General features: G+C 66.4%; 22 protein-coding genes. 14 read left to right on the forward strand and 8 right to left on the reverse strand.

The window, feature by feature from the left end:
* Positions 1–116: 116 nt before the first annotated feature.
* Positions 117–500 (forward strand): hypothetical protein, encoded by a 384-nt coding sequence (locus AB431_RS06920; protein WP_047329309.1) that lies wholly within the window; start codon positions 117–119, stop codon positions 498–500.
* On the opposite strand, the gene AB431_RS06925 is transcribed toward AB431_RS06920, so the two are convergent.
* Positions 493–963 carry an OsmC family protein gene (locus AB431_RS06925; RefSeq protein WP_047329310.1) on the reverse strand — a complete coding sequence of 157 codons (471 nt, stop codon included), beginning with the start codon at positions 961–963 and terminating at the stop codon, positions 493–495. The genes AB431_RS06920 and AB431_RS06925 overlap by 8 nt on opposite strands.
* Positions 964–1,029: 66 nt before the next feature.
* Here AB431_RS06925 and AB431_RS06930 point away from each other — a divergent pair, with 66 nt between their 5' ends.
* The gene (locus AB431_RS06930) at positions 1,030–1,632 is read left to right on the forward strand and encodes a hypothetical protein (RefSeq protein ID WP_200902702.1); all 603 of its coding nucleotides are present in this window, start codon (positions 1,030–1,032) and stop codon (positions 1,630–1,632) included.
* On the opposite strand, the gene AB431_RS06935 is transcribed toward AB431_RS06930, so the two are convergent.
* Entirely contained in the window at positions 1,625–2,134 is a 510-nt protein-coding gene (locus AB431_RS06935; RefSeq protein WP_047329312.1) for a hypothetical protein, read from the reverse strand. The two genes, AB431_RS06930 and AB431_RS06935, sit on opposite strands and share 8 nt — an antisense overlap.
* A gap of 178 nt (positions 2,135–2,312) precedes the next feature.
* Between AB431_RS06935 and AB431_RS06940 the strand changes: the two genes are divergently transcribed.
* Positions 2,313–2,519, forward strand: coding sequence for an excalibur calcium-binding domain-containing protein (locus tag AB431_RS06940; RefSeq protein ID WP_047329313.1), 207 nt, complete (start codon positions 2,313–2,315; stop codon positions 2,517–2,519).
* Between the two features lies 1 nt (position 2,520).
* Here the strand turns inward: AB431_RS06940 and AB431_RS06945 are convergent, their stop codons facing one another.
* Positions 2,521–3,087, reverse strand: a complete 567-nt coding sequence (locus tag AB431_RS06945) for a TetR/AcrR family transcriptional regulator (protein WP_047329314.1) — start codon at positions 3,085–3,087, stop codon at positions 2,521–2,523.
* Between the two features lie 138 nt (positions 3,088–3,225).
* Here AB431_RS06945 and AB431_RS06950 point away from each other — a divergent pair, with 138 nt between their 5' ends.
* Positions 3,226–4,164 carry an oxygenase MpaB family protein gene (locus AB431_RS06950; protein ID WP_047329315.1) on the forward strand — a complete coding sequence of 313 codons (939 nt, stop codon included), beginning with the start codon at positions 3,226–3,228 and terminating at the stop codon, positions 4,162–4,164.
* Between the two features lie 144 nt (positions 4,165–4,308).
* On the opposite strand, the gene AB431_RS06955 is transcribed toward AB431_RS06950, so the two are convergent.
* Positions 4,309–5,688 (reverse strand): adenylate/guanylate cyclase domain-containing protein, encoded by a 1,380-nt coding sequence (locus tag AB431_RS06955; RefSeq protein ID WP_047329316.1) that lies wholly within the window; start codon positions 5,686–5,688, stop codon positions 4,309–4,311.
* Positions 5,689–5,877: 189 nt separating this feature from the next.
* On the opposite strand from AB431_RS06955, the gene AB431_RS06960 reads away from it, so the two are divergent.
* On the forward strand, positions 5,878–6,912 hold the full coding sequence (locus AB431_RS06960) for an alcohol dehydrogenase catalytic domain-containing protein (protein WP_047329317.1): 1,035 nt from the start codon (positions 5,878–5,880) through the stop codon (positions 6,910–6,912).
* Positions 6,913–6,914: 2 nt separating this feature from the next.
* Here AB431_RS06960 and AB431_RS06965 read toward each other — a convergent pair whose 3' ends face one another.
* On the reverse strand, positions 6,915–7,664 hold the full coding sequence (locus AB431_RS06965) for a class I SAM-dependent methyltransferase (RefSeq protein WP_047329318.1): 750 nt from the start codon (positions 7,662–7,664) through the stop codon (positions 6,915–6,917).
* Between the two features lie 159 nt (positions 7,665–7,823).
* On the opposite strand from AB431_RS06965, the gene AB431_RS06970 reads away from it, so the two are divergent.
* From AB431_RS06970 to AB431_RS06985, 4 genes are all read left to right on the forward strand, one after another.
* Positions 7,824–8,498 (forward strand): glycoside hydrolase, encoded by a 675-nt coding sequence (locus tag AB431_RS06970; RefSeq protein WP_144418212.1) that lies wholly within the window; start codon positions 7,824–7,826, stop codon positions 8,496–8,498.
* A gap of 30 nt (positions 8,499–8,528) precedes the next feature.
* Positions 8,529–9,419 carry a DUF4349 domain-containing protein gene (locus AB431_RS06975; protein ID WP_047333163.1) on the forward strand — a complete coding sequence of 297 codons (891 nt, stop codon included), beginning with the start codon at positions 8,529–8,531 and terminating at the stop codon, positions 9,417–9,419.
* A 1-nt stretch (position 9,420) separates the two neighbouring features.
* Entirely contained in the window at positions 9,421–11,058 is a 1,638-nt protein-coding gene (locus AB431_RS06980) for a CocE/NonD family hydrolase (protein WP_047329320.1), read from the forward strand.
* A gap of 61 nt (positions 11,059–11,119) precedes the next feature.
* Positions 11,120–11,869, forward strand: coding sequence for an SDR family oxidoreductase (locus AB431_RS06985; RefSeq protein ID WP_047329321.1), 750 nt, complete (start codon positions 11,120–11,122; stop codon positions 11,867–11,869).
* A gap of 51 nt (positions 11,870–11,920) precedes the next feature.
* On the opposite strand, the gene AB431_RS06990 is transcribed toward AB431_RS06985, so the two are convergent.
* Positions 11,921–12,211 carry a WhiB family transcriptional regulator gene (locus tag AB431_RS06990; protein ID WP_047333164.1) on the reverse strand — a complete coding sequence of 97 codons (291 nt, stop codon included), beginning with the start codon at positions 12,209–12,211 and terminating at the stop codon, positions 11,921–11,923.
* Between the two features lie 377 nt (positions 12,212–12,588).
* On the opposite strand from AB431_RS06990, the gene AB431_RS06995 reads away from it, so the two are divergent.
* The 3 genes from AB431_RS06995 to AB431_RS07005 all read left to right on the forward strand — a co-directional run bounded on the left by AB431_RS06995 (position 12,589) and on the right by AB431_RS07005 (position 15,307).
* Positions 12,589–13,398 (forward strand): hypothetical protein, encoded by an 810-nt coding sequence (locus AB431_RS06995; RefSeq protein WP_047329322.1) that lies wholly within the window; start codon positions 12,589–12,591, stop codon positions 13,396–13,398.
* 87 nt (positions 13,399–13,485) lie between these two features.
* Positions 13,486–14,064 carry a sigma-70 family RNA polymerase sigma factor gene (locus AB431_RS07000; protein WP_047329323.1) on the forward strand — a complete coding sequence of 193 codons (579 nt, stop codon included), beginning with the start codon at positions 13,486–13,488 and terminating at the stop codon, positions 14,062–14,064.
* The gene (locus AB431_RS07005) at positions 14,057–15,307 is read left to right on the forward strand and encodes an anti-sigma-D factor RsdA (protein WP_047329324.1); all 1,251 of its coding nucleotides are present in this window, start codon (positions 14,057–14,059) and stop codon (positions 15,305–15,307) included. Before AB431_RS07000 ends, AB431_RS07005 begins: the two co-directional genes overlap by 8 nt.
* 34 nt (positions 15,308–15,341) lie before the next feature.
* On the opposite strand, the gene AB431_RS07010 is transcribed toward AB431_RS07005, so the two are convergent.
* Positions 15,342–15,746, reverse strand: coding sequence for a DUF5319 domain-containing protein (locus AB431_RS07010; RefSeq protein WP_047329325.1), 405 nt, complete (start codon positions 15,744–15,746; stop codon positions 15,342–15,344).
* Positions 15,747–15,957: 211 nt separating this feature from the next.
* Here AB431_RS07010 and guaB point away from each other — a divergent pair, with 211 nt between their 5' ends.
* Together guaB and AB431_RS07020 are read left to right on the forward strand one after the other, a co-directional pair.
* On the forward strand, positions 15,958–17,424 hold the full coding sequence (gene guaB / locus AB431_RS07015) for an IMP dehydrogenase (protein ID WP_200902744.1): 1,467 nt from the start codon (positions 15,958–15,960) through the stop codon (positions 17,422–17,424).
* An 18-nt stretch (positions 17,425–17,442) separates the two neighbouring features.
* Positions 17,443–18,570, forward strand: coding sequence for a GuaB3 family IMP dehydrogenase-related protein (locus AB431_RS07020; RefSeq protein ID WP_200902745.1), 1,128 nt, complete (start codon positions 17,443–17,445; stop codon positions 18,568–18,570).
* 27 nt (positions 18,571–18,597) lie between these two features.
* Here AB431_RS07020 and AB431_RS07025 read toward each other — a convergent pair whose 3' ends face one another.
* Entirely contained in the window at positions 18,598–19,323 is a 726-nt protein-coding gene (locus AB431_RS07025) for a GAP family protein (protein WP_047329327.1), read from the reverse strand.
* Positions 19,324–19,427: the final 104 nt, after the last annotated feature.

A 19,427-nucleotide genomic window follows, 5' to 3' on the forward strand; every position in this document is an offset into this window, starting at 1 on the left:
TCGTTACCGGCATGGATCCTGACAACCGGAATTGTTGGAATCGGTAGCGGCGCCGGACCTGTGCACTGAGCATCCTGCGCGTCGCCGCACATCGCACGCCAGTCTGAGGAGGAACGATGCCGCTATCGGTGCTGCCGCGCCACCCTTGGGCGGCTATCTTCGCCGCCGCCGCCGCCGCCATCGCTGCCGTCGCGGTCGCTCCGCCGGCCAACGCCGATCCGCTCGACCCCATCCCCGGAGAGGGCGTCTTTCTCGTCGGCCGTGACATCGCGCCTGGTCTGTACAACACCAGCGGATCGGCGGCACCCTTCGCCGTCTACATCAACGATGTGCCAACCCAGGACTCGATGTGCGTGTGGGTCACCTACAGCACGCCGGACACCAATAAGGACCACGTCGTCGCGACCAACATGTCCATCGGCCCGATGAACGCGGCGATCAATTCGACGGTCATGGCCTTCGAGACGCACAACTGCGAGCCCTGGGCTCGGGTCAGCTGAATGCAGCCAATGACGTCGCGATGTCGACCTCGGACGTCAGCGTTTGATGCACCGGGCAGTGCTCGGCGATCGCGAGGAGCCGCTCACGCTGGCTGTCGTCGAGGTCGCCGACCAAGGTGATGGACCGATCGATATGGCTGACCCAGCCCTTCGTGGTCTCGCACTCAGCGCAATCTTCGGCGTGAATGCGGGAGTGCCGCAGGCTCACCTGGACCCGCTCGAGCGGCCAGCCCTTCTTGTTCGCATACATCCGAATCGTCATCGACGTGCATGCCCCGAGCCCGGCCAACAGCAGGTCGTACGGCGTCGGCCCGGCGTCCTCGCTGATCGGCTTCGGTTCGTCCGCGATCAGCTGATGCCGCCCCGCAGTGATCTGCTGTGTATAGGTCCCCGTGCCGGATTCGGTCACCGTAACCGTGCCCTCGGACGATGTGGGGTGAGCGCCGAAATTCTCTGCCGTCATGGCTGCAATCCAACACCACACGCAGTGACCTGCGCCTATGCTGCCCGCATACTCGTCCCGTCACGCGTGAGTGAGGCGCAGATGAACAACGGCGACAAGCGCAACCGCTGGTCGATGGTCAGCGTGGTCTGCGCTGTGGTGATCAGTGTGGTGACACCGGCGACCGGCAGCGCGGACCCCGCAGGCGGCACCGTGGTCACGCTGCAGCAATTGCTGTCCGCGCCAGTGCCTGCGCTATGTCAGCACGACCCCGGCAATCTGGTGAACGGCACTCTGCCACAACAGGAGTCGCACCGCGGGCATGTTGGAATCGCCCGGAGATACGACCAACTCGGCGAACCTTACAAGGTTGCCTTCGGCAGCCTGACCGGCGAGGACAACACCGATGCCGCGATGGTGACCGACTGCAGCGCCGGCGGAGTGCCGTGGCCGGAGACCGTGCAGCTCTACACTGCCGGGCCGACACGCCTGGGTGGTGTGGACCTGGGCGACATCACCCACAGTCGCGAGGTGGTGACGGATCTGTCCATCAGTGACGGCCTTGTTCACGTCACGTGGTTGGCCAACGCGCCAGGCGACGGCGAGTGCTGCCCCTCGATTCAGATGGCGGCTGACGTGCGTTGGGACGGTCTGACTGTGAGCGCGGAAAACGTCCGCAGGATCAACTGACGGTTGTCGGCTGGATCGACACCAGCTGGAAGACGCCGGGCGCAGCGTCGTCGGGCGTGAATCGGACCAACAGAGTGTTCGTCGGGAACTGCGTGGCAAGGTCATTCAGTGTCCTCGGCATGAACACTCGGGTCTTGGCATTGCCGTACCAGTTTGGGTCGAACTGGTCGACACTGAGACTGCCCACGCTGTCGATGGTGGTGTCCCACTGCTTGATGGGCTCCGGTACCGCATCGCCGAATCCCGCCGACTTCAGGTACGCATCGCCCTGTCCTGCAAGGGTTATCGCTGTGTTGCCCCCGACCGGTGTCCCGGTGATGGTGCCGTTGACGGCGTCGGCGGAAACCGACGTCAGACGTGTGGTGCAGACGTTGTCGACGACATGGGCCGGCACGCAGAAGCCGGGCAGCGGATCGGCATGCGACACGGCGATGGTCGGCGCGCCGACGGACAGCACCGGGGCGGCGACAGCCGCCACGGCACGGGTGCGAGCGTGCGGCATCCCAGCGTCTCTCCTTCGCAAGCGTCGACTTCCTGCACTGTATTCGGCACCGCGGCCAAGGGAGTTACCTGAATACGAAATAAGCCCGGCGATCGATTGAAACGTTCAGATCCACCACGGCGATGTCCTTACTGATCTCCCTGAGGGGGAGTCGGATTGACAAGTGGGGGAACCAATCATGAACAGATCTGTCGCTGTGCTGGCCGCGTCGGTTTTCGGCGTCATTGCCATCGGAGTCGCCGCACCCGCGAATGCTCAACCAACGGTGCCGTTCAAGAACTGCACTGCCGCCAAAGCCGCGGGTTATTGCGATATACCGACCGACAGCCCGCTGTACACCCCCAGCCAGGATCGCGACAGCGACGGAGTCGCCTGCGAGTGCTGATCTAGTCGCGGCCGCCGGCCAACAACCCGCTGGACGCGAACTTCAAGCCGGCGCGTAGTTCGTCCAGGGAGATGGGGTCGTCGGATTCGATGTAGCGCATGGTCGTTGCCACGGCCATGTTGAAGAACAACCACGCCAGGGCGCTGGTGCTCAGCTCGTCGCGGTAGTGGCTTCGATAGTGCGTCATATGCAGTCGGGTCATCGCCAGCAGCGTGGCGTTGAGCCCGGACACGCTCTCGAAGGTGCGGACGTGCTCAGGACGTTCGTTGAGGTAGCGGATCAACCGACGATTGGCGATCGTGAAGTCGATGAGCATATCGATCGACGACTCCATCGCCGACTCCGGCCGCTCCAGGGTGTGTGCCCGCAACATCTCCTCGATCGCCGGGGCCTGTTCGGCGGCGAGCTGCTCGACCGCGGCGTTGATCATCTGATCCTTGTTCTCGAAGTACTGGTAGATCGATCCCTTCGAGATACCGGCTTTCTCCGCGATCAGATTCGTGGTGATCTCCTCAGGGGCGTGCCGGTGCAGCAACATCGCCGTTGTCGAGACGATTTTTGCGACCATCTCGCGGGAACGCGCCTGCTGTGGCGCTTTGCGGCGCTCTGATCTGGGCTTTGCTGTGCTCACACAACACTCCTGATGCGACTTGAATGCGACCTGATAGTCAGGTTAGCGTCTGGCCAACCGTTAGGAGGGTTACCGATGACCGCAACCCCGGATGTCGATATCCGCCAGTTCACCGAGGATCCCGGGCCGATCGAACTCGTGCCGCCCGACTCGCTGACCGCCGAGCACACCGGCCATTGGACGTTCCTCATCCTCGAGGGTGCGGCGTTCATGATGCAGGCCATGCACCCGGTTATCGCCGAAGTCACCGGGAAGTACTCCGCTGCCTTCCACGGTGACCCGGGCGGTCGCGCTATCCGCTCCGTCGACTCGGTGCTGCGCTGGACCTACGGTGGCGCTGAGGCCGCCGCCGAAGGCGATCGCGTTCGCGACCTGCACAAGCCCATCACGATGAAGAGTGCCGAAACCGGTAAGCAGATCAGCGCTTTGAACCCCGAGGCCTATCAGTGGGTGATTGCCACCGGCTACATCGTCAACGCCCAGGCCGGGCGGCTGATGATCGGTCGGGAGTTCACCGACGCGGAAAAGGATGAGCTGCTGCGGGATAACCGCCGCCTGGCTCGTCTGCTGCACGTCCCGATGCGCGGCTATCCCGAGACTCAGCAGGAAATGGCTGACTACTACGAGGCGATGATCGGCACGCTGCAAGGCACGCCGCAGGCACTGTCGTTGATCGAGGATCTGAAGAACGGCAAGACCGAGGTGCCGCCGTCGACGCCGAAGCCCGTGGCTGCTCTGGTGCGGGCGGCGTTGAAGCCCGCGTTGCGCTTGAATTATCTGTCGATCGTCGGGCTGTTGGATCCACGACTTCGCGAGAAGCTGGGCGTCACCTGGAGCGCCGAAGAAGAATGCCAGCTCACGCGAAGATACGCCGCCATCCGCACTGCCTACCGGGTGCTACCCGACCGGCTGACGTACTTCCCGTTGGCTTATCACGCTCGCAAGCACCATAGGTGCCTCGAGAAAATGAAGCAGCGCCAACAAAAGTCGTTCGCCTACAACCTGCCGAAGTAGGCCCGGCGAGGGGAGGATCTGAAGTCGGGTCCCTTCGACACGAGCGGCTACGCCCGCTCGAGCAGCACTCCAGGCTGGAATTCGGTGAAGAGTCCCTGGCACGGGCGCGCACGCACTGAAAGGGAAGGCCGCTCGCGCAGAGGCTTACGGGCTTAACCCAGCGGCGGCTTGATACTCACGGGCGACATCGAGCACCCGGAAGAGCTCACACGGCGTGGCGATGCCCTTCAGCGTGTGTGTCCCGCGGCCCTCCAGCGTGATGCCAGAGCCGGCAACCAGATTGCGGACAGCCGACGAAACCATCACTTCCGAGTTGGCCGCCACGCCTTGCACGCGCGCAGCCTGATGCACCGTCAGCCCGGCTACATCGCCACCGCGAATTTCGATTTCGCCGGTGTGCAGGCCCGCCCGTATTTCGACACCGAGTTCCGAACGGATGCGATCAGTCAGCGCCCATGCGCATCGGATTGCGCGACTGGGGCTGTCGAACGTCGCCAGCATTCCGTCGCCGGTGCTCTTGACCCAACGTCCGCCGCAGACACCGATCTCGATGCGGCACAAATCATCGTGGCGGTCCAGGACGTCGCGCCACACTGTGTCGCCGACACGCGCCGCATGCACTGTCGAACCGACGATGTCGGTGAACAGAACTGTTGCAAGCTTTCGAGAGTGGTCGGCATTCGGCCGGGTGCCGGTGAGGAATTCCTCGATTGCGTCGGCGTATGTGTCGCGCGCGCTGAACCAGACCGCGTGGTCGTCAGTAGGCACCTCGAGGAACCTGGCGCCCACGATGTGCTCGGCCAGGTAACGGCCGCTTTGGAATGGAACAATGCGGTCCCCGGGAGCGTGCATGACGAGAGTCGGCGCGTAGATGGCGGGCAGCACGTGGCGGACGTCGAGGTCGGCGATCATCTGACCGAACGAAGTGAGCTTCGATCGGGCGATCGACGCACGTTCATACCGTCCGGCCCAGCGGCGAAAGCCGGGCTGCTTCGCCACCGAAGGGGCCATGTTGCGAGCCGATGCTATGCCGGTGCCCCAGAGTAACGGTCCGAACCGAAAGACCAGCGACTGCTGTCGACGAGTTGGCGCCCACGGATGGTCGGCACAGCGCACCCAGCTTGCGAAGCTCCCGCTGAGGATGAGGCCCTCGGTGCGCTCGGGATACGTCGCGGCAAAGAATGCCGCCAGGGTGCCACCCTCTGACCAGCCGAGCAGGACGGCGCGGTCCACGGCTTCGGCTCGCATCACCGCGTCGAGGTCCTGCACCCGCGCGTCGAGAGAGGGCAGCGGCAGGGCGCGGTCGGACGTTCCCGTGCCCCGCTTGTCGAACTGAATCACCCGGCAGAAGGACCCAAGACGTTCGAAAAAGGCTGCAGCTTCGGGGTTTTCCCAGATCACCTCGATGTTCTGAGCGAACCCCAGGACGCAGATCAACGTGCGCTTTCCCGAACCGAACACCTGGTAGCCGATGCGCACACCGTCTGCCTCGGCGTATCGGGTTTCGGGGCGGGGGAGTGTCACACTCGCAAACTACAAACCGCCGGGTGCCCTCGTTGATCTTTCACCGGAATGCGGTCAACGCTTCGATGTCGCTCGTCCCGAGGCCAGACCGCCCCTGGCAGGTCCGCCACGCTGTAAGCGAGGGGTACTGCTGATACCCCGAACGACCGTCCCTGTCCGGGGCTCAGGCAGGCCACCTAGTGTCGAGCCATGCGAGCAACCGTGATGTACGAAGCCGGCGACGTGCGGGTCGAAAGTGTGCCAGACCCCGTCCTGCAGAATCCGACCGATGCCATCGTGCGGGTCACGAGCGCCTGCATCTGCGGCAGCGACCTGTGGCCCTACCAATCCATGCCGCACAAGGACGGCGGTCGCCGGATGGGGCATGAGTTCATCGGAATCGTCGAGGACGTCGGCTCCGATGTCGCAAACCTCAACCGCGGTGATCTGGTCGTCGCGCCGTTCGTCTGGGCTGACAACACCTGCGACTTCTGCCGCGAGGGCCTCCAGACATCGTGCCGCCACGGTGGTGGGTGGGGAGCCCGTGGCGTCGACGCCGGCCAAGGCGAAGCCGTACGCGTGCCCCAGGCTCAAGGCACGCTGGTGAAGCTGCCGGTCGCCGAGGACTCGGCCCTGATGCCGTCGCTGCTAACGCTGTCCGACGTGTTCTGTACCGGCCACCACGGTGTGGTGACGGCCAAGGTGCGGCCCGGGTCATCGGTGACCGTCATCGGCGACGGCGCGGTGGGACTGTGCGCGGTCCTGGCCGCCAAGCGCCTCGGCGCAGAGCAGATCATCCTCAACGGCCGCCACATCGACCGAACAGATCTGGGCCGCGACTTCGGCGCGACCGATGTCGTGGCTGAACGCGGTGACGAAGCTGTGGAAAAGATCCGAGAACTCACCGGCGGCGACGGTACCCATGCCGTCATCGAATGTGTCGGAACGGAACAGGCGCTCGTCACCGCCCTCGGGGCCGTCCGTGCCGGAGGCGCGGTCAGTCGACTCGGGGTAGCGCAATACCGCCAGGGTCCAATGGGTTTCGACATGATGATGCGCAACATCACTCTCACCGGTGGTGCTGCACCCGCCCGCGCCTACATCGAGGAACTCATGCCCGACATCCTCGACGGCGCCATTGAACCCGGCCGGGTCTTCGACCGCACCATCGGCCTGGACGAGACGCCGGACGGCTATCGGGCCATGGCCGACCGCGAAGCCCTCAAGGTGCTGATCCAGCCGTAGCCCTAAATCCGTACACCACGAGCGGCCCAGGCGGTCGCTGTGACTGTGAATGGGCCATCGCCCAACCGTTTGCGAGCCGTCGCCTCGAGACGGGCGATGGCGTCTGCATCGAGTCGTCGGACATATTCGCCGGCCGGGCCGATACCGAATGTGTACGGCTGCCACCACTCCTGGAACGTCGCATGCAGGACTTCGACGGCGAGGGAACCCTCTCGTACGCCGGTCAATCCGGCTTCGCCGAACAGTTCGGTCAAATGACCGGCAGACGCTCCTGAGCGGAACGCGTCATCTTGAGCGTCTGGAGCGATCATGTGCACCGCATCCCAAAATGGCGCCAGGGCTCCCGAAGTGCCGTCCCACACGCATGCCGCAACGGTGCCTCCAGGGCGGGTCACTCGTGCCATCTCTTCGAGGCCGGCCACGGGGTCGGTCATGAAGTGCACCACCAGTTGCGCAAGGCATGCGTCGAATGATGCTGTCGCGAAGGGCAATTCCTCCGCTATCCCGAGACGGGCGTCGACGTCCGGCAAACGCTCGGCGATTGCAGCGACGAACGGCGGTGAAGGGTCGATCGCCTTGACGTCGGCTCCAACAGAGCGCAGGTGTGCCGTGAGCGCGCCTGTTCCACACCCCACGTCGAGCACTTTATCGCCGGAACTGATCCCTGCGAATGCCGCGAAAACCGGAGCCAACGGTTCGGCGTAGCGGCCCATGAACCGGGCATAGTCCTCTGGAGGGACCTCGAAGCTCACCCTGGCAATGCTACGTCGCTGAAGGCTCTACTCACTTGGCCACCGCCGCCACCTCGAAAGCGGATCGCCGTCCCGTTGGAACGCTCGAACCCGATCGAGAAGATCGAGATTTAAACGGCTCGGCGAAGGTTGCCACATCGCGTCGCCGGTCACAGTAAAGTGCTGGTCGTGGTCAATGTGTTCGCCGGCGCGCGAGGTCGCTGGCTGGCGGTGGCGGCTTCGGTGGCCGTCGCCGGTGGCATGTTCTATGCCCAGAGCACCGAAGCCCCGAAGTGTTGTGTTGCGGCGCCGACGGTTTCGCCGGCCGCCCAGACCTCCGTCGCAGCTGACATGCCGCGCATCGCCCAGCCCACCGAAGCCGAATTGCTGGCAGCCAGCGCACCCGTCGCCGGCGCCGACTTCCAGTTGGCGCTGCCTCGCGGCATCGCGCCCGAGGAAGGCCTACAGGTGCACACCATCTGGGTGGCCCGGGCGATCAGCGTGATGTTCCTCGAGATCAAGACAATCGGCGGCTACCGCCAAGACCCGTTGCCCTGGCACCCGAACGGGTTGGCGATCGACGTGATGATCCCGAACTACCACTCGCAGGAAGGAATCGAGCTCGGTAACCAGATCGCCGGCTTTGCCCTGGCGAATGCCAAGCGGTGGGGCGTGCTGCACGTGATCTGGCGACAGGGCTTCTACCCGGGCATCGGGGCGCCGAGTTGGACCGCCGACTACGGCAACGAAACCGCCAACCACTACGACCACGTCCACATCGCCACCGACGGTGGCGGGTACCCGACCGGACACGAGACGTACTTCCTCGGGTCCATGCGCTCAGGGCCGGCCTAGCAGGTGCATACCGCGACGACCCGCGTGGCGATGCTCGCTGTTGCGGGCATCACCGCACTGAGTCCGCTGACCGCCTGTGCCGGACCCAATCCGCACCCCGCGACCGCGCCGGCGCCGCCCGTCAGTTCGGGAGAGGCCGCTGGGGCTCCGATGCCGCAGGACGCGCCCGGCCAACCGCCGACGGCCAAACGCGATGTGGTCAAGACGGCGTCGATGTCGATTTCCGTGGCCCACCCGGCGGAGGCCGCGGACAAAGCCGCCGTCATCGTCGAGAACGCCAAGGGCCGAGTCGACAGCCGATCCGAGGACGCGGGGTCGGGCACAGGGCGGGCTCGGTCGACGGTGGTCCTGCGGGTCCCGGCTGCCAAGCTCGATGAGACCCTGCGTGAACTCAAGACGTTGGGCACCGTCGAGCACGTACAGGTCAGTGCGGACGATGTCACCGCCCAGCGCGTCGATCTCGACGCCCGGATCACGGCATTGCAGACGTCGGTCGACCGGCTGCTCGGCATCATGCGTGACGCCAAAGACCCCGACGCACTGATCAAGGCCGAAAGTGCGCTGTCCGAGCGTCAGGCAGATCTCGACAGCCTGCGGGCCCAGCGACAGGCACTCGGCGACCAGATCGACTACAGCACCGTCGATGTCACGTTCATCGCCCAGGAGATCGGCGGGCCTGCGCCCACCGAGTACCGCGGATTCTTCGGCCAGGTCGAACGCGGCTGGGACACACTGGTTTCGGTAGCCGGCAACCTGGTGTTGCTGTTCGGTCTGTTGCTGCCCTGGCTGGCGGTGCTAGCCGTTGCCGGCTTGATCGTTTATCTGATCGTGCGGGTGACGAAGGCCCGACAATCTGCGCCGCAACCTCCGCAGCCCACTCCGGTCGGTGCTCCTCCCGAGGACGAGGCACCGCCCAGCTGACATGGTGACCCGATACGACCGGCCCTGGCGACGGCCCGGTGCAGCGGCCTATGCCCGGCGCCGGATTCGGTCCTTCCTGCATCCGCCGGTGAGCGTCGTGCCCGCACCGACCGACTTGATCAAGGACCATGACGTCGCGGTCCCGATGCGCGACGGAGTCACGTTACGCGCCAACATCTATCGCCCGCCTGGCGACGGACCCTTTCCGGTCATCATGTCCGTGCACCCCTATGGAAAAGACGCGCTGCCGCGGCGGACCGGCAGAGGCTGGCGGCTCAACTTCCAGTTCCGGATCATGAATCAACCCGAACCTCTGCAGATTTCGAGCGAGACCGGCTGGGAGGCACCCGATCCCGTGGCATGGGTTGGGCGTGGGTATGTCGTGATCAACGCCGACTCGCGCGGCGCAGGCACCTCCGGCGGTACCGGCTCACTGCTGACCGACGACGAGGCCCGCGACACCTACGACCTGATCGAATGGGCCGGAACGCAACCCTGGTCCAACGGCCGGGTGGGGATGCTCGGCGTTTCGTATCTGGCTCTCTCGCAATATAAGCCGGCGGCACTGCGGCCACCCCACCTCGCCGCCATCTGCCCATGGGAGGGATTCACCGACGCCTACTGCGACTTCATGACGCCGGGCGGCATCCCAGAGCGGGGCTTCTCGGTGATCTGGCAGACGCTGACGCGTCGCGTCGCCCGCCTCTCGGTCGACATCGGGGCGCAGCGACGCCGGCATCCGCTGCGCGACGCGTGGTGGCAGTCCATCACCCCGGACCTCGGCAGCATCGAGGTGCCGATCCTGGCCTGCGCCAGCTTCTCCGATCACAACCTGCACAGCCAGGGCTCCTGGCGGCTCATCGAGCGAGCGGGCTCGGCGGAGTGCAGTGCGTACGCGCATCGCGGCGGCAAGTGGGCGGTGTTTTACAGTGACGAGGCGCAGCGTGCGCAGGCCGCGTTCTTCGACCGGCATCTGCGAAGCCTGGATGTTCCCGCCCCTCCGCGGGTCCGGCTGGAAGTCCGCGAACGCCGAGACACGGTGGTTGCCGTGCGTGACGAACACGACTGGCCGTTGGCCCGGACCTGTTGGGCTGCACTGCATCTCGGCGACGACGGCGCCCTCGGCGAGTCCAAGCCGGCCGTGACGGGCACCGCGTCATTCCGGCTGCGCCGCCAAGCCATCGCGTTCTCCCACCGCTTCGACCGCGACGTCGAGCTCACCGGCCCGATGAACCTGCGGCTGCGGATGTCGTTGGACGGCGCGGACGACGCGCACCTGTTCGTCGGCGTCGAGAAATGGAGCGACGGGCACTACGTACCGTTCGAGGGCTCCTACGGTTACGGCCGGGACCGGATCGCCGACGGCCGGCTGCGGCTGGCGATGCGGGAATCCCTGGACGTCCTAAATCCGCTGCGACCGGGTGAAATCGTGGACGCCCACATCCCGCTGAGCGCGTCATCGACATTGTTCCGGGCCGGCGACGAACTCCGGCTGCTGATCGCCGGCCGATACCTCGAACCGTTCAATCCTCTGTTCGGCCACCTGCCCGCGCGGTATACGCCCAGCCGTCGGGGTCGCGCCGTCGTGCACTGGGGACCGGGCGCCTCGGCGCTAACCATTCCGGTGATCCCGGGATGAACCCGCGATCGCCACGGCGTTCAGTACAACAGGTACCGACAACCATCTCTGGAGGTCTTCCATGCGTATCGCGGTAGCCGGCGCGACCGGCAATATCGGGGCTCGCACCGTCGCGGCCCTCGAGCGCAACGGGCACGATGCTGTGCGGATCAGCCGCTCCCTCGGTGTCGACCTCATGACCGGCGACGGCCTGGATGCGGCGCTCGCCGGCGTCGACGCGGTGGTCGATGCCATCAGCGCCCCGCCCGTCGGCCCGGACGAGACCCGTGAGTACTTCGCAACAACGACGACAAACCTGCTCGCAGCCGAGCAACGAGCCGGCGTGCGCCATCATGTGCTGCTGTCGATCGTCGGCATCAATCGGATCGACGGGGGCACCGCCCACTATGAGGGCAAACGGGCGCAGGAACGCCTGGTGGAGGCCGGCGCGGTGCCATGGACGATCGTCCCGGCCGCGCAGTTCCACGACTTCGCCGCAATGGCGGCCAGCTGGACCGAACAGCAGGGCGTCGCGGTGATCGCCCCACTGCTTGTACAGCCGATCGCCCCCGACGACATCGCCGCGGTGCTGGCCGAGGTCGCTGCGGGCGAACCGCAGGGCCGATACGTCGACGTCGTCGGCCCGGAAACCCAGGATCTGGTCGACATGGCCCGGCGCACCCACGCGGTGCAGGGCCGTTCGGTGAAGCTGGTTCCGTCCTGGTCGGGCCCACTGGGAGAGGAACTGGCCGGAAACGTCCTGCTTCCCGGCGACGGCGCCCGCATCGCCCCGACCACGTTCGAACAATGGCTGGCGGACGGCGCGAAGTGAGAAAGAGGCCCACCCCGCGTGGGATGGGCCTCTCTCAAAGGTTTGCTGCGATCAGGCAGTCCGGCGAATTCCGCGCTTGAGCAACAACTCGCGCTCGGATTCACTCAATCCGCCCCAGATGCCATAAGGCTCGGCGACAGCCAAGGCATGGGAACGGCATTGAGCAATCACCGGGCAACTCCGGCACATTTCTTTGGCGCGCATCTCGCGCTGGGCGCGAGCGCGGCCACGCTCCCCGTCGGGGTGGAAGAACATGGACGAATCGACGCCCCGACAGACGCCTTGCATCTGCCAATCCCAGATGTCGGCGTTCGGGCCAGGTAGCTGCTGCGGCTGTGGCATTGGAAAACCCCTCTCTCCGCACATCTTTCACATGCGTGAGTTGTGGAACCGATCCGAGCACTGTCGCCGGTGACTACTCGTGGGAACAAAGTTAGGGGCGCTTCGCAAAGCGAGTCAATAGCCATGCCATGTGCGGAATCACATAATCGCAGCTCGAGAATTTACATCACGTTCATCATTGCGACCCATCGCCGCCGGGCAAGGTGCTATTCGACACGCGATCATCGTGATGGTTTTGTGATTTGTGCAGGACGGCGCCTCAGGAGTCGACACCGGATTTCGGTGCACTCGGGTGGCAGTAAACACGGCCGTAACACGGTGACCACGAACTGTTAACTGAGATGTTTTCGGTCGCCGGTTGATAGCGTGCCGGGCAGATGGACACCTCCGCACTGAGCGCCGCCGCTTTCGGTGATACCCCGGGCCGCTGGCCGCTGCCCGCCGCGCGCACTCCCGAACAGCTATGGGCTCGTGCCGTCGCCGCCGCCGGCCAGGGGCGCTACAGCAACGCCCGCGCCGACCTCGCCGCGCTGCGTCGGCGGGAACCGGCCGGGGCCTTGGCGTCGCTGTCGTTGAGCACCGAGGCGTCATTGCTACGCCAACTCGGGGGTCATCGACTCGCGGCCGGGTGGGACGGCCGCGCCCTGGCGATGGCACCGACCACGAGCGACGGCCCACTCGCCGTGCAGGCCCGCGCCGACGCCGTCGTAGGTCTGGCCGCCGACGCATTGGGGGTGGGCCGGCTCGCGGCCTCGGCGCGACTGCTCGAGCAGGCCGGGGAGCTGACGCGTGAGGCCCAGGTGCCGCGGTTGGCCATCCGCCTGGCCTGGGTCAACGCTGAACTGGCGATGGCCGGTGGCCGGGGCGAGGACGCCGTGACCCACGCGCGCCGCGGGGTCGAGATTGCCGAGAGGGCACTGCCGGCTTTGCGGCGGCATCGGGTCAAAAGTGGCGTGGTGCTCGCCGCTGCGTTCTGCTCCGCGGGGTCCCTGGAGTCCGCCCGCGAGGTCGCCGACGCCACGCTGAGCGACACCGAGACCCATGGACTGGTTCCGCTACGCTGGGCGCTGGCGTGTCTGCTGGCCGATATCGGTAGTGCATCGCTTACGTCACAGCAGGTCTCGGCCATCCGGGACGATTGTGCTGGCCTTATCACACGGCGCGGCGGTCGGTGGAGTAGCCGCTAACACCCGATCGGCACTTTGGGCCGATATTGTCTAGCTGAATGGCTGCCGGGAAGCGTCCCGTACGTAACGTTGGAGATATCGCCGTCGATGACAATTCCAGGAGAACGTCTCGACGCCGCCGTTGCTGAGGCAGTGGGCGGCAGCCGAGATGCCCTCCGGGAAGTTGTGGAGACCATCCGCCCCATCGTGGTCCGTTATGTCCGGGCTCGCCTGGGGTCCACGGAGCGGGTCGGTCTCTCTGCAGACGACGTCGCTCAGGAGGTTTGCTTGGCCGCCATCCAGGCGCTGCCGCGCTACCAGGATCAGGGTCGCCCCTTCCTGGCCTTCGTGTACGGCATCGCTGCCCACAAGGTCGCCGACGCGCATCGCGCCGCGGCCCGTAACCGTGCCGACCCCACCGATGTGGTGCCGGAGCGGTTCTCGCTCGACGCCGGCCCCGAGCAGATGGCGATGCAGTCCGATTCCGCCGCGCGGATGACCAAATTGCTGGAGATCCTGCCCGAGAAGCAGCGCGAAATCCTCATGCTGCGCATCGTGGTCGGGTTGTCCGCCGAGGAGACCGCCGACGCCGTCGGCAGCACACCCGGTGCGGTCCGCGTCGCACAGCACCGCGCGTTGGCCAAGTTGAAGACCGAGATCACCGCGGCAGGTAACGGCCATGCCTGACTTCGGACGCACTTCCCGCAACGACGATCCGTCGCTCGATGCCATCCTGGCCAGTGAGCGCTTCCTCGACGCCCTGGCCGCCGGTCATCCGGTGGCCCCACAAGACCGCGCCGACGCCGAACTGGCGGACCTGCTCGGTGGGTGGCGCGACGAGATGCGCTGGCCGCCGGCGACCGGCCTGATCACCGAGCGTGACGCCGTCACCGCACTGCGTGCCGGGCTGGCCGAGAAGCAGAGCAGCGGACGCAGCCGGCGCGGTCTGAGCATCGTCGGCGCAGCCGCTGCCGGTGTGCTCGCCCTCGGCGGCTTCGGTGCGGTCGTGGCCGGTGCCGGACCGGGCGACGCCCTCTACGGACTGCGCACGATGCTGTTCGGCGCGCCGACCCAGGTCCGCGACGACCAGGTGGCGCTGGCCTCGGCCAAGGAGCAGCTCGCCCAGGTCCAGCAGTTGGTCGCCCAGGGCGACTGGCAGCGGGCCCAGGACAAGCTGGTCGAGGTCAGCAGCAAGGTGAACAGCCTCGGTGACGAGCCGCAGAAGCAGCAGCTGCTCGAGCAGTGGAACGAACTGTCGGCGAAGGTCGTGCAGAAGGATCCGGAGGCCACCGTGCCGCCCGGCATCACCTACACGGTTCCGCCGTCGGCCTCCGAGCTCGTCCCGGCGGTGATCACCCCGACCAATGGACCTGAGGTGCCGCCGACCAGCATCCCGGGTATGCCGCCGATCACAATCTCGACGACGCCGGATGGCACCGGCACGTTCGGTCCGTCGCCCTCGGACGCGCCGACATCGCCGGCTCAGCAGACCGATCCGTCGACCACGACGACGACCCCGTCCACGACGACCGTCGCTCCGACCACGACGCAGCCGACGACGACGGTTCCCACCACGTCGACGAGCGGCACCACGACCACCACCAGGCTGCCGACGACGACCACCACGACGACGTTGGCCGGGGCGACGTCGAGTGCCAGCACCGCCGCCGAGGCGCCGGCACTGGCAACGACGGCCCAGGCCGCGCCGGAGCCTCCGGCTGCGGCCACGTCGACGGCCGTCGTCGAGCAGCAGCAGCAGACCGTCGCCTCGATTCCGTCGACGGTGATTCAGGCGCCACGAACGCAGTCGCCGAATGCTGTGATCACCACCACGATGTTGTTCCCGATGCCGCAGGCGCCTGCGCTACCGCAATTGCCGAACCTGCCGGGTCTCGGCGGAGGCGGCAGCGGTCAGGGCAGTGGGCACTGAGCGGTTTCGCGCTCAGCAGATATTGACGCCGCGCTCAGCGGAATCCGTCGTAGTCCGACGTCGCTTCGTTCAGTGATGCGTCGGCGTATCCGCGGCAGTAATCCCACGTGACGTAGGCATCCGGCTCGGGGTCGTATGCGGGCTCGTGCGGGCGGACCGTGCCGTCGACCAACAGCTGAAGTAGGTTGGCGCGCAACATATCCCAGTCGTGATAGTGGTCCTGCTGGCATTCGTCACAGCACACCACGAGCCCGCGAACCCCGCGGTGTGCGAGCAGTGCCTCGTAGACCGCCAGGTCCGCCAGATCGGCCTCGACCGCGGCGCGCTCCTGGGGGTCCAGTGGCTGCCCCGGCTCAAGTGCATCCAACGCGGCCGACGGGTCGGCCGGGTCGTCGGCGAACGGATCGGGTGGCAGGCCTGGTGGGAGGTGGTCGCGCACGAGTCCACACTACGTAACGCGGCGGGTATCGCGCCAGGGAACGTAACCGTGAGCCGATAGGATGGTGTCCTCATTCCGCCAGCTGATGGGGGCCCCACCGATGACCATTGCCGAAGGCAGCGCCGGCCGCATCGACGGCTTGACCGCGCATCTGAATGGCCTGCTGGGGGAATCGGTTCCCACCGGCGGTGACGACCCCAACAAGATCGCGATGCTGGGGTTGACATTCGACGACGTGCTGCTGCTGCCCGCCGCCTCCGACGTGGTTCCGGCCACCGCCGACACCTCCAGCCAGTTGACCAAGAAAATCCGGCTCAAGGTGCCGCTGGTGAGCGCCGCGATGGATACCGTGACCGAGGCCCGCATGGCGATCGCGATGGCCCGCCAGGGCGGCATGGGCGTCCTGCACCGCAATCTGTCGATCGCTGAGCAGGCCGGACAGGTCGAAATGGTCAAGCGGTCCGAGGCCGGCATGGTCACCGACCCGGTGACCTGTTCGCCGGACAACACGCTGGCCGAGGTCGACGCGATGTGCGCCCGGTTCCGCATCTCCGGTCTGCCGGTGGTGGATGCGCAGGGCTCACTTGTTGGCATCATCACCAACCGCGACATGCGCTTCGAAGTCGACATGAGCAAGCCGGTTTCCGAGGTGATGACCAAGGCCCCGCTGATCACCGCCCAGGAGGGTGTGACGGCCGATGCGGCGTTAGGCCTGTTGCGGCGCAACAAGATTGAGAAACTCCCGATCGTCGACGGTCACGGCAGGTTGACCGGCCTGATCACCGTCAAGGACTTCGTCAAGACCGAGCAGCACCCGCTGGCCACCAAGGACAGCGACGGGCGCCTGCTGGTCGGTGCGGCAGTCGGCGTCGGTGATGACGCGTGGGAGCGTGCCATGACGCTCGCCGACGCCGGAGTGGACGTGCTGATCGTCGACACCGCGCACGCCCACAACCGCCGGGTGCTCGACACGGTCGGCAAGCTCAAGGCCGAGGTGGGGCACCGGGTGGAGGTGGTCGGCGGCAACGTCGCCACCCGCAGCGGAGCCGCTGCACTCGTCGAGGCCGGTGCCGACGCCGTCAAGGTCGGTGTGGGCCCCGGCTCGATCTGCACCACCCGGGTCGTGGCAGGTGTTGGCGCTCCACAGATCACGGCGATTCTGGAGGCCACCGCGGTGTGCGCACCTGCCGGCGTGCCGGTGATCGCCGACGGCGGGCTGCAGTATTCCGGCGATATCGCCAAGGCACTGGCAGCCGGTGCGTCGACGGCGATGCTCGGCTCACTGCTCGCCGGCACCGCCGAGGCGCCCGGTGACCTGATCTTCGTCAACGGCAAGCAGTTCAAGAGCTACCGCGGCATGGGCTCGCTGGGCGCCATGCAGGGTCGCGGTGCGGCCAAGTCCTACTCCAAAGACCGCTATTTCCAGGACGATGTGCTCTCCGAGGACAAGCTGGTCCCCGAGGGAATCGAGGGCCGGGTGCCCTTCCGCGGCCCGCTGTCCACCGTCATCCACCAGCTCACCGGTGGACTGCGCGCCGCCATGGGCTACACCGGAGCCTCCAGCATCGAAGGGTTGCAGCACGCGCAGTTCGTGCGGATCACCGCCGCCGGACTCAAGGAGAGCCACCCGCACGACGTCACCATGACCGTCGAAGCCCCCAACTACTACGCCCGCTAGGGGTCGATCATGCGTGACATGGTTGAAATCGGCATGGGCAGAACTGCCCGTCGCACTTACGAACTCGACGACATCAACATCGTTCCGTCCCGGCGCACCCGCTCGTCGCAGGACGTGTCCACGGCCTGGCAGCTCGACGCCTACCGGTTCGAGATCCCGGTGATCGCTCACCCGACCGATGCGCTGGTGTCCCCGGAGTTCGCCATCGAGATGGGCCGCCTGGGCGGTCTCGGGGTGCTCAACGGCGAGGGCCTGATCGGCAGGCATGCCGACGTCGAGGCGAAGATCACCCAGGTGATCGAGGCCGCTGAGAAGGAGCCCGAACCGTCGGCGGCGATCCGGCTGTTGCAGCAGCTACACGCCGCGCCGCTGGACCCGGAGCTGCTGGGTGCGGCCGTGGCCCGAATCCGCGACGCCGGCGTGACCACCGCGGTGCGGGTGAGCCCGCAGAACGCGCAGGCGCTGACGCCGGCGCTGGTTCAGGCTGGCGTCGATCTGCTGGTCATCCAGGGCACGATCATCTCCGCTGAGCGGGTGGCCTCCGATGGCGAGCCGCTGAATCTGAAGACGTTCATCTCCGAGCTCGACATTCCCGTAGTGGCCGGCGGCGTGCTGGATCACCGGACCGCACTGCATCTGATGCGCACCGGGGCGGCCGGGGTGATCGTCGGTTACGGCTCGACGCTCGGGGTCACCACCAGCGATGAGGTGCTGGGCATCAGCGTGCCGATGGCAACGGCGATCGCCGACGCGGCCGCGGCCCGTCGGGAGTACCTCGACGAAACCGGTGGCCGCTACGTCCACGTCCTGGCCGACGGCGACATCCACACCTCGGGTGACCTCGCGAAGGCCATCGCATGCGGCGCCGACGCCGTCGTGTTGGGTACGCCGCTGGCCGAATCCGCCGAGGCCCTCGGTGACGGCTGGTTCTGGCCGGTGGCTGCCGCGCACCCGTCGCTGCCGCGGGGTGCCCTGCTGCAGATCGCGGCGGGGGAGCGCCCGTCGCTGGACAAGGTGCTCAACGGGCCTTCCGACGACCCGTTCGGCTCGCTCAACCTGGTCGGCGGGCTGCGCCGGTCGATGGCCAAGGCCGGGTACTGCGACCTCAAGGAATTCCAGAAGGTCGGCCTGACTGTCGGCCGCTGAACGGCTCACCTGCAGGATCCGGTCGGCTCAGCTGGCGAGCAGGACGATGCCCGACACTCCCGCGATGACGATGATGAGGTGGCGACGGTACGTCCGCATCCAGTTGTACAGGGACGTCAGCGTCGCCTGTGTCCGCGAGGGGTGCACCAGGTAGCTGATGAGCAGAAGTTCGAGGATCGCGAGCATGGCGACGGTGAAGGCGATCGAAGCACCGACCTGGGAGCCGATCGACGCCCCCGAAGCGTGGATGACCGCTATGACAGCGAGGTACTCGACCGGCGCCGGCCCCTGAAGGAGCCCGGCGACAAACGAGATCCATGGATTCCCGCGGTTCAGCATGCGGCGCGCGCGGAAAACCAACTCTGAGATCGCAGTCGACTTAGCCGGCTTAGGCGGCTGCTCGGCCCAATCCGACGGATTGCCAGTACCTTCGGGCACCAATGCCGGTTTACGTATCAGACGCACGGCGCCCACCACGGCGACGACAAGGAGGATCACGCCAAAGACCGGTTTGCCATGGCCGCCGGTGAGGTGCCCCGTTGCAGCAAGCGCCTTTGCGATGAGTTCGGGGACGACGTCCTTCAGCAAGACGAAGGTTCCGATGGCGAAGGTCAATCCCGCCACCATGGCGCCGGCCCAGAACGCGACGAGATTGAGGAATGGCCGCGGGCGTGCCGTCAAGATCATCATGATCCCGATGCGCAGTGGGTCCGCCGCCACGGAGAGGCCCAGCAGCAAGACGATGCCCCACATATGGGTGAACGGTACCCACGGTCTGCGGGGCCGTCAAACCGCTAGTTAACCCGCGTCGAGCGGGTTCGGTCGTTCGGTTGGCTGTGGTCGAGTGACGGTGGTCG

This window comes from Mycobacterium sp. EPa45 (genome assembly GCF_001021385.1).
Taxonomy (GTDB): Bacteria; Actinomycetota; Actinomycetes; order Mycobacteriales; family Mycobacteriaceae; genus Mycobacterium.